The sequence below is a fragment of the Embleya sp. NPDC005575 genome (assembly GCF_040605455.1).
Lineage (GTDB): Bacteria > Actinomycetota > Actinomycetes > Streptomycetales > Streptomycetaceae > Embleya.
The window spans coordinates 1-12,443 of sequence record NZ_JBEXCV010000202.1 but is presented as its reverse complement, the minus strand read 5'-3'; the positions used below and the strand labels follow the sequence as shown (position 1 = coordinate 12,443).

Annotated in this window: 15 protein-coding genes and 2 pseudogenes; 7 read left to right on the top strand and 10 right to left on the bottom strand. The window is 68.4% G+C overall.

Going from position 1 to position 12,443, the window contains the following annotated elements; genetic code table 11:
- Nucleotides 1-521 (top strand): annotated as a pseudogene (locus ABZS54_RS38365) (hypothetical protein); the annotation flags it as partial.
- Nucleotides 522-577: 56 nt separating this feature from the next.
- Here ABZS54_RS38365 and nucS read toward each other — a convergent pair.
- Nucleotides 578-1,237, bottom strand: a complete 660-nt coding sequence (nucS, locus tag ABZS54_RS38360; RefSeq protein ID WP_020555456.1) for an endonuclease NucS — start codon at nucleotides 1,235-1,237, stop codon at nucleotides 578-580.
- A 448-nt stretch (nucleotides 1,238-1,685) separates the two neighbouring features.
- Here nucS and ABZS54_RS38355 point away from each other — a divergent pair, with 448 nt between their 5' ends.
- The 3 genes from ABZS54_RS38355 (at nucleotide 1,686) to ABZS54_RS38345 (ending at nucleotide 3,193) form a co-directional block, all read left to right on the top strand.
- A complete protein-coding gene (locus ABZS54_RS38355) occupies nucleotides 1,686-2,078 on the top strand; it encodes an SCO5389 family protein (protein ID WP_355546764.1) in 393 nt (130 codons plus the stop codon).
- Nucleotides 2,079-2,122: 44 nt separating this feature from the next.
- Nucleotides 2,123-2,593 carry a hypothetical protein gene (locus ABZS54_RS38350; RefSeq protein WP_355546762.1) on the top strand — a complete coding sequence of 157 codons (471 nt, stop codon included), beginning with the start codon at nucleotides 2,123-2,125 and terminating at the stop codon, nucleotides 2,591-2,593.
- A gap of 147 nt (nucleotides 2,594-2,740) precedes the next feature.
- Nucleotides 2,741-3,193, top strand: a complete 453-nt coding sequence (locus ABZS54_RS38345; protein ID WP_355546760.1) for a hypothetical protein — start codon at nucleotides 2,741-2,743, stop codon at nucleotides 3,191-3,193.
- On the opposite strand, the gene ABZS54_RS38340 is transcribed toward ABZS54_RS38345, so the two are convergent.
- Together ABZS54_RS38340 and ABZS54_RS38335 are read right to left on the bottom strand one after the other, a co-directional pair.
- Nucleotides 3,177-3,476, bottom strand: coding sequence for a hypothetical protein (locus tag ABZS54_RS38340; protein WP_026219239.1), 300 nt, complete (start codon nucleotides 3,474-3,476; stop codon nucleotides 3,177-3,179). The genes ABZS54_RS38345 and ABZS54_RS38340 overlap by 17 nt on opposite strands.
- Nucleotides 3,477-3,589: 113 nt before the next feature.
- Entirely contained in the window at nucleotides 3,590-5,365 is a 1,776-nt protein-coding gene (locus ABZS54_RS38335; protein ID WP_355546758.1) for a 3-hydroxybutyryl-CoA dehydrogenase, read from the bottom strand.
- 376 nt (nucleotides 5,366-5,741) lie between these two features.
- Between ABZS54_RS38335 and ABZS54_RS38330 the strand changes: the two genes are divergently transcribed.
- A complete protein-coding gene (locus ABZS54_RS38330) occupies nucleotides 5,742-6,752 on the top strand; it encodes an LLM class flavin-dependent oxidoreductase (protein WP_355546756.1) in 1,011 nt (336 codons plus the stop codon).
- Nucleotides 6,753-7,495: 743 nt separating this feature from the next.
- Here the strand turns inward: ABZS54_RS38330 and ABZS54_RS38325 are convergent.
- Nucleotides 7,496-7,969, bottom strand: a complete 474-nt coding sequence (locus ABZS54_RS38325) for a hypothetical protein (RefSeq protein WP_355546754.1) — start codon at nucleotides 7,967-7,969, stop codon at nucleotides 7,496-7,498.
- A 95-nt stretch (nucleotides 7,970-8,064) separates the two neighbouring features.
- A complete protein-coding gene (locus tag ABZS54_RS38320; protein ID WP_355546752.1) occupies nucleotides 8,065-9,699 on the bottom strand; it encodes an alpha/beta hydrolase in 1,635 nt (544 codons plus the stop codon).
- Here ABZS54_RS38320 and ABZS54_RS38315 point away from each other — a divergent pair.
- The gene (locus tag ABZS54_RS38315) at nucleotides 9,698-9,832 is read left to right on the top strand and encodes a hypothetical protein (RefSeq protein WP_355546750.1); all 135 of its coding nucleotides are present in this window, start codon (nucleotides 9,698-9,700) and stop codon (nucleotides 9,830-9,832) included. The two genes, ABZS54_RS38320 and ABZS54_RS38315, sit on opposite strands and share 2 nt — an antisense overlap.
- A gap of 119 nt (nucleotides 9,833-9,951) precedes the next feature.
- Here ABZS54_RS38315 and ABZS54_RS38310 read toward each other — a convergent pair whose 3' ends face one another.
- The 5 genes from ABZS54_RS38310 to ABZS54_RS38290 all read right to left on the bottom strand — a co-directional run bounded on the left by ABZS54_RS38310 (nucleotide 9,952) and on the right by ABZS54_RS38290 (nucleotide 12,252).
- Nucleotides 9,952-10,431 carry an SAM-dependent methyltransferase gene (locus ABZS54_RS38310; protein ID WP_355546748.1) on the bottom strand — a complete coding sequence of 160 codons (480 nt, stop codon included), beginning with the start codon at nucleotides 10,429-10,431 and terminating at the stop codon, nucleotides 9,952-9,954.
- A gap of 14 nt (nucleotides 10,432-10,445) precedes the next feature.
- Nucleotides 10,446-11,039: an ATP/GTP-binding protein gene (locus tag ABZS54_RS38305; protein ID WP_355546767.1), complete on the bottom strand. Its 594-nt coding sequence runs from the start codon at nucleotides 11,037-11,039 to the stop codon at nucleotides 10,446-10,448.
- 40 nt (nucleotides 11,040-11,079) lie between these two features.
- Complete coding sequence (locus ABZS54_RS38300; protein ID WP_052174010.1) at nucleotides 11,080-11,400, bottom strand: DUF742 domain-containing protein; 321 nt, start codon at nucleotides 11,398-11,400, stop codon at nucleotides 11,080-11,082.
- A 73-nt stretch (nucleotides 11,401-11,473) separates the two neighbouring features.
- Nucleotides 11,474-11,929, bottom strand: a complete 456-nt coding sequence (locus tag ABZS54_RS38295; protein WP_355546746.1) for a roadblock/LC7 domain-containing protein — start codon at nucleotides 11,927-11,929, stop codon at nucleotides 11,474-11,476.
- Nucleotides 11,926-12,252, bottom strand: coding sequence for a hypothetical protein (locus ABZS54_RS38290; protein ID WP_355546744.1), 327 nt, complete (start codon nucleotides 12,250-12,252; stop codon nucleotides 11,926-11,928). The genes ABZS54_RS38295 and ABZS54_RS38290 overlap by 4 nt, the downstream gene beginning before the upstream one ends.
- A gap of 93 nt (nucleotides 12,253-12,345) precedes the next feature.
- Between ABZS54_RS38290 and ABZS54_RS38285 the strand changes: the two are divergent.
- A pseudogene (locus tag ABZS54_RS38285) lies at nucleotides 12,346-12,443 on the top strand (proteasome subunit alpha); the annotation flags it as partial.

Sequence of the window (12,443 nt, the reverse complement as noted above, 5' to 3'; positions counted from 1 at the left end):
GCGGCGACCGGGGGGCGGTCGCGGCGACCACGGAGGGCGGAGCCGGCGCGGCGCGCGGCGGGATCGGCCGGCGCGGCGTGCTGATGACGGCGGGCGCGGCGGTGGTGCTGATGGCCACCCTGGCCGCCGTGGTCGCGATGGGCTCGGACTCGCCGGACAAGGGCGACCATCGCAGACCGGTGGGCTCCACCGGCTCGGCGGCCTTCGACCCGAACACCCCCAACCGAGGCGTCGAGGCCGAGCCCAAGGTCGACCGGGACAAGCCGGCTGCGCCGACCGGCAGCCACAAGCCGGGCTCGACCGGGGCGACGGCCACATCCACCACGACGGTGCGGGAGACGACCTCGGCCACGACCTCGGCGCCGGCGAACTCCCCGCGATCGTCGAGCCCGGCCAACTCGCCGTCGCAGGGCAGCACGTCGGCACCGGCGACGACGACGTCGGCACCACCACCGCCGAGCACCACGCCGCCGACCAGCCCGGCCTCACCGCAGTTGCCGACAGGCGTCGACGTGCCGTGAGGCAGTCGGCCCCGGTCGTCGTCGGATCCCGCGCTCGGGATCCGACGACGACCGGATCAGAACAGCTTCAGCTTGTCGTCCTCGGTGCCGCGCAGCGCGTTGTAGTCCAGGGTCACGCAGGTGATGCCCCGGTCCACCGCGAGCACGCGGGCCTGGGGCTTGATCTCCTGTGCGGCGAAGACGCCCTTGACCGGGGCGATCAGGGTGTCCCGGTTGAGCAGTTCCAGGTAGCGGGTGAGCTGCTCGACGCCGTCGATCTCGCCGCGGCGCTTGATCTCGACCGCGACGGTGGTGCCGTCCGCGTCCCGGCACAGGATGTCGACCGGACCGATCGGCGTCGGGTATTCGCGCCGGATCAGCGTCCAGCCGGCGCCGAGTGCGTCGAGCCGGTCGGCCAGCAGTTCCTGGAGGTGTGCCTCCACGCCGTCCTTGACCAGGCCGGGGTCGACACCCAGTTCGTGCGAGGTGTCGTGCAGCACTTCCTCGATCGTGATGATCAGCTTCTCGCCGGCCTTGTTGATCACCGTCCACACGCCGTCCCCCTCCTTGAGGGTGCACGGCGGACTCATCCAGTTCAGCGGTTTGTACGCGCGGTCGTCGGCGTGAACGGACACGCTCCCGTCCCGCTTGACGAGGATGAGCCTGGGGGCGGACGGCAGGTGGGCGGTGAGTCGCCCGACGTAGTCCACGGAGCAACGGGCGATGACGAGACGCATACCCCGACGCTACCGCCTCCGCAGTACCTCCCTCGGCCATCCCCTCGGCGCCGACGCCACTCGTGTGACGCACCTCATCACCCACCCTCGACCGACTCGAAACCGACGCATGGTTCAACGTCGCGAACGCGGCGCGACGATCGAACGGCGGCGGCCGCATGAAGGACGACAGACAGCCGCGCGGCGCGTTCACCACGGTCACGACGCAGCCCGGCGAGTCGGCCGAGAGAACCGCCGGCGGCCTGCCCGGGCCGTAGGTGTGTTCACCGACCGTTCGCTATGGAGCAACGTGTACCCGATGTCCTACGGTGAGTCAGGAGACGGTGCGGGCCGGGCGGATGGGCGTTCGGGCGTGTCGTGATCGATGCATGGGCGCCACCCGCCACGTACGAGACACGACCCGAACTGCCGGGCGAACTTGCGTACGCCCCGGCCGGAAGGAGCACCGATGTCGCTCGATGTGCCCGCGAAGCTGTTGGAACAGGCCGAACGCGGTGACGTGGACGAGGCCGAGTTCGTCGACTGTGTGCGTACCTCGCTGCCCTACGCGTGGAATCTCGTCTCCTCACTGGTGACGCAACTTCAGGTGAACGGCGGGCCGTTCGCGGACAACCAGGTACCGCCCGCCGGCGAGACCGAGCGTGGGCAACTGCTGCGCGCCTTGGCCTCGGACGCGATCCGCGCTTCGATGGAACGGCATTTCGGGGTCAAGCTGGCGTTTCAGAACTGCCACCGCGTGGCGGTCTTCCCGGTCGAGGGCCTGGACGCGGACCGGTATGCCAAGTTCACCTCGATCCGAGGCCAACTGCTGAACCAGTCGCCGACGTTGCGCGACTGCTGATCCCGCGGCGGAACCCTTCGGCGGCGCGGGCGGGCCTCGACGGCGTGCCCGCGCCTCCGCATCCCGGCGGCTCGCCGCACGTGATGCTGGGGTATTGGAATCGGCCGGAGGAGACCGGACAGGCGCTGCGCGGCGGCTGGATGCACACCGGCGACTTGGGCTTCATGGACGCCGAGGGCTACGTCACCGTGGTCGACCGGCTCAAGGACATGATCGTCACGGGCGCGGAGAACGTGTTCAGCGCCGAGGTCGAGAACGCCGTCAACGCACACCCGTACGTCGCCGGCTGCGCCGTGATCGGCCTGCCCGATCCCATGTGGGGCGAACGCGTACACGCCGTCGTGGTGCTGCATCCGGGCCGCGAGCTGACGGGCGATCTGCTGCGGGCCCACGTGAAGACGTTGATCGCCGGCTACAAGGCGCCCAGGAGCGTCGAGTTCGTGCACGCGCTGCCGCTGACCGCGGCCGGCAAGGTGCAGAAGTCCGTGCTGCGAGAGAGGGCGAACCAGCCGTGACCACGACCATGGAGACCTTCGCGTCCTTCGACCCGGCCACCGGCAAGGAGTTGGCCCACTACCCGATACCCGACCGATCGGCATCACCCCCGCCCGACTCGAACGCACTCTCGACAAACCGCCGCCCAGCGGGCACGATCGCGGCTTATGACGTTGACCCGGGGCATCGTGACGTACGCGGCCGTCGTGACCTTGTGCGCCGAGGCGGTGGCGGCGGTCGTTTGTTGTGGCGTGCTCGCGCCGATGCTGGTCCTGCGCGTCACACGGAACCGGGAGGTGGACAGTCGGCCCTTCGAGAGCGCCCTGGGCATCGCCTTCTTCGCCCTGCTCGGCCTGGTGATCGTGATCTGGTCGATGTGGGCGGTGCGCAACCTGCGCGATCGGCTGCATACCGGCTCGTCCCCTCGGGTCGGCCTGATCGGGGCGGCCTGTCTGCACGTGGCGGCCTCGGCGGTCGCGCTGCTCGTCCCGCTCGTGCTCGCGGTGATCCTGCCGGCCCTGGCGCTGCTGCTCGCGGCGACGCTGGCGACCCGCCGTCGGCGCCCGGCCGGTCGGCGGATGGCCACGGGTCGGGACGCGGCGCCTACCGTCGCCGGGTGATCCGCCGCTGCCCGCGGCTGTTCCAGCACGGGCGATGCCAGTGCCGACGCTCCTCGACCCGCCCGTCCGCGGACCACGCGACCAGGTGTGGCACGCCCGGCGGGATCTCGTGGTCGCACCCGGGACACCGATAGGTCTTGGTCGCCGCCTGACCGCTGATCGGTCGCACCAGCCATTCCCCGTCGGCCCCCGACTCGCGCTCCTCGAAGCCGAGGCTGGGGTCGCGGGGCTCGTCCCGGTCGACGGTCCGGGATCGGCTGGTGGGCTTGTTACGACGCGGCACACAAAAAGGGTACGGGTGCACGCGATGCGCGCGCCCGTACCCCTCTCGTACTACTTGATCCCAGCCGACCGGCGTCGGTTCACTCCCGGCCGACGCGTCGGTCCGGCACCGCTCTACCGCTTCGCGTAGTCCCGGAAGCCGCGACCGGTCTTGCGGCCGAGGTAGCCCGCCGTGACCAGGTGCTCCAGCAGCGGCACCGGCGACCAACCCGGCTCGCGGAACTCGGCGAACAGCACCTTCTGGATGGCCAGCGAGACGTCCAGCCCGACCACGTCGAGCAGTTCGAACGGGCCCATCGGGTAACCGGCACCCAACTTGATCGCGGTGTCGATGTCCTCGGCCGTCGCGTAGTTGGCCTGGAGCATGCGCACCGCGTCGTTCAGGTACGGGAACAACAGTGCGTTGACGATGAAGCCCGCGCGGTCGCCGCAGTCCACCGCGTGCTTCCGGGTCCGGCGACAGACCTCGTGGACGGTGGCCACCACGTCGTCCGAGGTGGCGACCGTACGCACCACCTCGACCAGCTTCATCACCGGCGCCGGGTTGAAGAAGTGCATGCCGACCACGTCGCCGGGCCGCGAGGTGGCCACCGCGCAGTCGATCACCGGCAGCGAGGAGGTGGTGGTGGCCAGGATCGCGCCGGGCTTGCAGATCTCGTCGAAGTTCTCGAACAGGGCCTGCTTGACCGACAGTTCCTCGACCACGGCCTCCACGACCAGGTCCGCGAAGGCCAGGTCGTCGAGCCGGGTCGAGCCGACCACCCGGGCCAGTGCCTCGGCCTTGGCCTCCTCGGTCAGCCGGCCGCGCTGGATCTGCTTGTCCAGCGAGCGGACCAGCGCCGTGCGCACCCGCTCGACCTTCTCCTCGCTGCGCGCGACGTAGACCACCTCGTAGCCGGACTTGGCGAACACCTCGACGATGCCCGTGGCCATCGTCCCGGTGCCCACCACACCCACCGCGCGCACGTCGCGCGGCGTGCCGGCGACCGCAGCGGACTCGCCGGCCTCGGCCACCACGACCGGCGAGCCGGCCTGCTCGTAGGTGTAGAAGCCGCGACCGCTCTTGCGCCCGAGCAGACCCGCGGTACGCATCTGCTTGAGAATCGGCGCGGGTGCGTGCAGGCGATCGCGCGACTGGCGATACATCTGCTCCAGGATCTCGTACGCGGTATCGATCCCGACCAGGTCGAGCACCGCGAGCGGCCCCATCGGCAGACCGCAGCCGAAGCGCATCGCCGCGTCGATGTCCTCGCGCGTGGCGTACTTCTGCTCGTACATCGACGCCGCGTGGTTGAGGTACGCGAACAGCAGCCCGTTGGCGATGAACCCGGCCCGGTCGCCGGCCACCACCGGCGACTTGCCCAGCCGCTCGGCGAGCGTGACCACGTCGGCGAGCACCTCGGGTTCGGTGACCACCGTGCGGACCACCTCGACCAGCTTCATCACCGGCGCGGGGTTGAAGAAGTGCAGCCCCACGACGCGCGAGGAGCGCGTGGTGGACACCGAGAGCTCGGTGACCGACAGCGAGGAGGTGTTGGTGGCCAGGATGGTCTCCGGCCCACAGATCTTGTCGAGCTGGGCAAAAAGCTCCTGCTTCTGCTCCAGCTGCTCGGGTATCGCCTCCAGGACGAGGTCCGCTGCGGCGACCGAGCTCAGGTCGGTGCCGAGGGTGATCCGATCGAAGATGTCTCGCTGCTGGTCCTCGGTCAGCTTCCCGCGCGCCGCGGCGCGGGCGGTCGACTCGGCGATCCGGGCCCGGCAACGCGCGATGGCCTCGTCGGAGACGTCCACGCCCACGACGGTGATTCCCGCCCGGGCCAGGACCTCGACGATGCCGGCGCCCATGGTGCCCAGGCCGACCACGCCGACCGTGCTGATGTCACGGGTCATCTGCTGTGCTCCTCGCTGCTGAAATGGCGTCTCCCTTGCGGGAGTACGCCTTGGTTACTGCGAAGTAGTACCGCGGGGTTCCAGGAGTATGGCAGCCCCTGCCGGACAGGCACAGGCCGGTGGGATGTGCCGTTCGCCTCGGTCCGTCCCGAATAGGCGTTCGGGTATGTGTTCGAGCACTCGCGTCGACGGTCGCTCGATGGCACCGCCTTGCCGATAGCCGCCCGTCCGGGTGAAAAACCATCAGCGGTGAAGGATTACCTCCGAGGCCGTTCGAGCGTTGTGTTGTCTGTGGGCGCCCCGCCCCACGTCCCGCTCCGCCGCCGTCGGTCCCATCCGACCGCAGGGCCGACGGGGACACGACGAGGAGGACGCGATGAAGTTGGGCATCTTCCTGCTGGCGGCACAGTTCGACGCGGGCGATCACGGTGAGGTGCTCACCGCTGCCATGGACGCGGGAATCGCCGCGGAGGAGGCCGGTTTCGACGAGGCGTGGATCGCCGAACACCATTTTGTGCCGTATGGGTTGTGCCCGTCGGCGGTCACCTTCGCCTCCATGCTACTGGGGCGTACCCATCGAATCGGGGTGGGGACGGCGATCAGTGTGCTGTCCGATCAGCACCCGGTCGCTCTCGGTGAGCAGGCGGCCCTGCTGGACCAACTCTCGGGAGGCCGATTCACCCTGGGCGTCGGGCGTGGTGGGCCCTGGGTGGACCTTGAGGTCTTCGGCACCGGTCTGCGTCGGTACGACGACGCCTTCCCCGAATCGCTGGACCTGCTGATGCGCTGGCTCACCCACCAGCGGGTGGGTGCGGAAGGCGAACACTTTGCGTTCCGCAAGGTGCCCGTGGTGCCACGCCCGCGCACCTACCCGCACCCGCCGGTGATCATCGCCTGCACCTCGCGCGAGAGCGCCTCGCTGGCCGCCCGCCACGGCCTGCCGATGCTGCTGGGCATGCACGCCGACGACGCGGAGAAGGCCGCCATGGTCCGCACCTACGAATGCGCCGCGTCCGCGTGCGGCCGCGACCCCAAGGCGGTCGAGCACGCCGCCGCGACCGTCGCCTACGTCGCGGACACCGGCCGCGAGGCCGTCGACACCCTGCGCCACGCGATGCCGCGGTGGCTGCGCCGGGGCCTGTCCGCGCACGTGACCGTGGACGACCGCCAACGCCACATGCGCGACCCCGCCGAGTACACCGACTTCCTGTGCCGCATCCACCCGGTCGGCTCCCCGACCGACTGCATCCGCCGCCTCTCCCGCACCACCGAGCGCACGGGCATCACCCGCTTCCTCCTGTTCACCGAGGGCGCGGGCGTGCCATCGATGACGTTGGAGAACGTGAACCGGCTGGGGAAGGAAGTGCTGCCGGCGCTGGCCCGCTGAGTTCCCGGCCCGCCCGGAAGCGAGTGAAAGCGCCTCGGCCCGCATGTCGCGGTTCCACTCTCCCGGACCCCTTGTCCCAGACCCATGGGGTCGGCCCGGCACTGGGCCCCGCCGAGACGCCACCTTCCCATTCGGGCAGCGGATTCGGGTCGTTGTAAGTACCCATCACCACCCTGGCCTGGTTGATCAGGCTTTGGCTATTGGGATCCCAGTAGGCGCTATGGCCGTCGGCGTCCCTGTGCAAGATATGTCGTCGGTCTTTCCCGATGCGCGCTTCGCCCAGACATGGGACGGATCCATGTGCAAGTCCTGCGCTCGTTCGACAGGATGCGCGGGCCCGAAGGTCGTCACGGCAGACGTGGACGGCCGCACCACGGGGCCGATCCGCGCCCGCCCGCCCGATCCGGGGGACGCGACTTGCGTCCCGGCTCGGCGGCAGGGACGCGGTGGTGTGGACGCCACCCGTTCCGCAAGGTTGTCGGCCGGGCCACCGCCGACAACCTTTGCGCCGAACCCGTCGCCGACGCCCCGCGCCGGAACGGTCAGGCTCGGGTGGGTCAGTCGGTGTGGAAGTCGGTCATCAGTTCCGTCGACCAGGCCGGCTGGTGGGGTATTCCTCGGGGACCGAACTTGCTCAGGCAGGGCTTGAGATCGAGGACTGGGGTGCCGTCGATTGCGCTGCGTGGGACCGAGGACGATAGATCGAAACTGCCGTTCGGACGGTCGGCGGTCGGTGGGGATTCCTAGGAGGGTCGCCCCGCACTCGGGCCGGCCGAGACGCCACCTTCCCATTCGGTTACTCGCTCCAAGCAGGGACTGGAAATCATGATCATGATTTCCTCCGATGGGGAAGTGGTCTGGAGGGTGATCGTAAATCCGTCTCCGGAATTCATCGCCTCCAGATTACCGGCTCCTTCACCCCCGACCGAATTCGTCGCGAACTTCCGAGTTTTGAAACCCATGCCCTCGATGACGGTGCGGGCCTTCGCGAACATGGCTTCCTGAGCCTGCGGGGAAACCACCACGTTCTCCACGTGGAGTGCCCAGAAGTTCTTAACGGTGGAATTATCGTTCCCGCACGGGCTGGTGCCGTTCGACGGTTGGCTTTTGGCTTTGGGTGCACCCAGGCCTTCGACGAGCCTTCTGGCGTACTCCTCAGTAATAGCTTTGGCCCGATCCTCGGACATCTTGGGGACTTTGGTTCCCGATTTGTTCACCGAACCTCCACATGCCGATGCCAAGCTCAACAGAATCACCGCCGACAGGACAGCGAACTTACCGAATGGGCCGTGGGCAATCACAAGGTGCGCCCCTACTTGAGTTCTGGGTGTTTGAGTGGATTGGGATCATTATACGTACCCATGACAACCTTGGCCTGGTTTGCAAGGCTTGTGCTTCCATGTACCCAATATTCGTCATGAGCATGAGCATCCCCGCTCATGACTTTCCCGCCGAATTCCTTGTCCGTCGGGGTGACCGGATCGTCGCCCTCTCCCAGAATCCTGTCGACGAGGCTGCGCCCGCCGGGTTTATGGTCGACGCCGTGGGAATATTGTCCCCCTTCCACTACTGCCGTGTCCTTGGACGTGCCCACTGCGCGCTCCGCCCACACGTGAGCCGGGTCCATGTGCAAGTCCTGCGCGCGTGTGACATGCATGCCAGGGCTGCCCAGGGAAACGACGTCATCGACGGCCAGCCCGTTTCCGGACCGCGCGGCATCGCCGACCACTGTCGTCCCATAACTATGGGCGATCAGTGTGATGTGTTGATCGTTCCCTTGAGCGCGAACCCCGTTGACGAATGAGTCCAATCGCGGTGCCCCCTCCTGCGACCGATCCCATTTGATCATGCTGCCCGAAATGCCTGCGGCCCCCTGTTCCGGCGCGTCGTAGTCGAGCCAGAACACCGATGCCAAATCACTGCCTCCGGCTGGCGTCAACTTGTCAGTCACCTGTTGCATGGCGTCGATCCGCTTGATTCCACCCTCCAGGCCGTTGGTGACGGTCGCGCCGGTCCCCGGTACCGAAACGGAGACATTTTTTGCCTTGTCGGGGTCGCCGATGGACATGACTACCTGGCCATCAAGGAATTTGTCGCCGAACTTGAGCAGCATCAATTCCTTGCCGGGCGGTCGGGCGGATCCGTCAGCCAAGACCCCCTTGATCTTCGTAAGATTCTCCCATTCCCGCTTGTCATGATTGGGAGAATTTCCGCCGGCCAGTGCCGGCGACAGCTCGGTCAAGCGTTGATCCAGAGCCGTGCGATTTGCCTTGTCTCGGACGGCCGCAGGTAAGCCATCCATGCTTCCCAGCTGTTTGGGATATGCGGTCAAGTACAGGGCTCGCTGCTCATCAGAAAGCCCCCTCCACCAGCCGGCGGTCTGTGCGGGATCGAGTTTCGGTACGGGCCCTACGCCGTACAGGCCCGCCACACGTTGAGTATCTTCGAGACCGTTCTGCCAGGCATTTAACTGAGTTTCTGCGACATCTCCCGGCATCAAAGTGGTCATGACGGCAGCGAATTTGGAGTCCGCCTCGCCGGCCTGCCGAAGAAGCGCGTTGAATCGGACCACAAAGCCGTCGATTGCACTTTGTTGTTTGGCTGAATCCGCAGGCGAGAGATTACTCGTATCGCCTGCTGCCGCAGCTTGAACAGTGTATCCGCCGGAATTTTCGACGACCTTGAGTCCCGAGACTTCGGCCTCTTGTATCGCCGAGCGGAGGGCGGATTGAATTGCGGGAAGTTCGCTCACCGCGCGATCTGCGGCAGCGCTGATGGTTTGGGCTTGGTTAGCGGAAATGGCGATCTGTCGGACCGTCCGCTCAAGCTCTTGGTCCGCCGTCCCGGCCGCCTGGCCTTTCCATCCGGCCGCCTCCACGCCGTCATTGACGCCGACCCTGAATGCATTCTCCAATTCGATCAGTTTGGCGGCAGTCGTCTTCCACATGCGGGCGGATTCCCGCCAGCGTTCGGCGGATCGAAGCGAGACCAGGACGATCCACCCCGAGCGGCTGCGTGATGCGCTGCCGCGCTCCGCGGGACGCCTGTACCGCGACCGCGACGACATCCCCGACCTGTGAGTCTCCCCTCCGGTTCCAGGCGAGAGACGGCCGCCTTGGGCGGCCTTCAGGTCGCAGGACCGGGTTCGAAAACGTTGCTCGCGAATCGCGGACTGTACGTCGGTCGGGCTGGGGAGGTCTCAGTTCGCGTAGTAGTCGCTCATCAGTTCTGTTGACCAAGGTGGTTGGTGGGTTTCGCCTCGTGGGTCAAATTCGCGCATGTACGGCTTGAGGTCGAGTACGGGGGTGCCGTCGACCGCGTCCAGGCCGCGTACGTGGATGTCGAGTCCGTCCAGCCGCACCAGTGAACACCGCGATACCGCCAGGCGGTTCGGGCGGTTCTTGCCGCGTTGTGCGAAGATGCCGACGAGTGGCCAGTCCGAGTTGCCACGTGGGTGGCGGGCGCCGGTTTCGATCGCCGCGTCCGGTACCCGGTGGAAGTGGAAGACCACTTCCAGGTGGGAGAAGTCGGTCAGGCCGGACAGTGCGTCCGGGCCGAATTGCTCGGGGTCCAGGCGAATCACCGAGGTTACGTTTCCCCAGTGGTCGTCCGCGAGTTCCACGCGCGGGCAGGACACGCGCCCGATCGCACGCAGGGTGACCTCCGCCGGCTGCTCCATGGGCCCCGTCCGTCCTACGGCGTCAGGTCCAGCGCGTGCACGACCAGTTCGGCCAGTGCGCTCACCGCGCTTTCCCGGACCCGCGCGTCGCATTCGGTCATCGGGGTGCGTGGGCTGATCGACAGGGCGTCGCGCAGGTCCTCCTCGGGATAGCGCGGCGCGTCGTCGAAGAGGTTGACGGCGACCACGAACGGGATGCCGGAGCGCTCGAAGTAGTCCACCGCCGGGAAGCTGTCCTCCAGCCGCCGGGTGTCCACCAGGACGATCGCGCCCACCGCGCCGCGCACCAGGTCGTCCCACATGAACCAGAACCGGTTCTGCCCCGGCGTGCCGAACAGGTACAGGACCAGGTCGGATTCAAGGGTGATTCGGCCGAAGTCCATCGCGACCGTGGTGGTGCGCTTCTCCGGTAGGCCGGACAGGTCGTCGACGTCCTCGCTCAGCACCGTCATGACCGACTCGGTGGTCAGCGGCGGGATTTCCGAGACGGCCGCCACCAGCGTGGTCTTGCCGACCCCGAAGCCACCCGCGACCACGATCTTCGTCGAGGTGATCGGCGGTCCCTCGCCGATCCGTCGACCGCCGGCACCCGCGGCGGGCAGTGGAATGGCCGGGACGTCGTCGCCGAGTCCGGCGAGTCCGCCGAGATCAAATCTTGCGTAGTCCACCGAGCACCCTTTCCAGCAGCGCGCGATCGGGTCGGCCGGCCTCGTGCTCGGCCTGGTACACGCTGATTCGGCCCTGCGAGGCCAGGTCGCTGATCAGTACCCGCACCACGCCGAGCGGCATGTGCAGGATCGCGGCCACCTCGGCCACCGAGCGAACCCCTCGGCACAAGTGCACGATCCGGGCGACCTCCGGCATGTCGCCGGTCTCGTCCTGCGGGCAGTCCAGCGTGGTGACCAGCGTCTCCACGAGCAGCACGTGGCCGTATCGGGTGCGGCCTCGGGTCAGCGTGTAGGGGCGCACGCGCGAGGTACGACCACCCGTGTCGGGCCGGGTCGCGTACCCCCGCTCCGCGTCGTAATCGGAATAACCGCCGTCAGGAGCCAACGCGACCACCTCCACGGTCCTGGTGCATCTGTGCGCGCAGGGCCGGCGTCAGGACGTGGCCGGCGCGCCGTACGAACGAGGTCATTTGGTACGCGATCACGCCCAGGTCGGCGGTTCCGCCCGCGTGTACGCCCAGGCAGGAGCCGTCGCTGATGGACATCGCCACGACGTAGCCCTCGGCCATGGTGACGATCTCCTGGCGGACCGCGCCCATGTCGAGCACGCGCGAGGTGCCCTCGGCCAGGGCGACCAGGCCGCTGACGATCGCGCCGAGTTGCTCCTCCGCGTCCGCCGCGCCGGCGGCCGCGTCCGGGCCGCGTGCACTGGCCAGCATCAGGCCGTCGGAGGAGACCAGGACGACCTCGCGGACCCCCGGGACATCCCCGGCGAGGCCGGCCACCAGCCAGTCGACGTCGCGTGCCGTGGTGCCATTCGACCCGGTCACCGGTCTCCACCTCCTGTCTCCTCCCGCGCGGGCGGCGGGAAGGTGGGTTCTTCGTCGGACGACGCGACCGGGTCGGTCGCCTCGCCCTCCCGGCGGGCCGCCTCCAGACCTTCCTGGAAACCGGTCAGCCGCTTGCGCAGTTCGGCGGCGGAGAGCGCGCCGGTGTCCCGGGACGCGTCCGGGGCGGGTACGACGCGCATCGCACCGCTGTTGTCGCCCGCCACGAGGCGCTTGGGCAGCCCGCGCCGGGTGCGGCCGACCGCGGAGACGGCGGGCCCGGTGCCGTCCCCGCCGGCGGCCGGGTGCGGCTTCGCGGGAGCCACCGGCTGCGGCTTCGGCGCCGCGGTACGCCGGGCGGGCGGCGCGACCGGGGCGGCCGGCGCGGCCGCAGCAGCAGCGGCCGGCGTGCCCGCCCGGGTTACTCGTACGCGCGCAACGACGTCACCGCCCGCGGGTTGGCGAACGTGTACGCCCAGACGCTGGGCACGATCTTCTCCAGCGGCGGTGAGAAGCC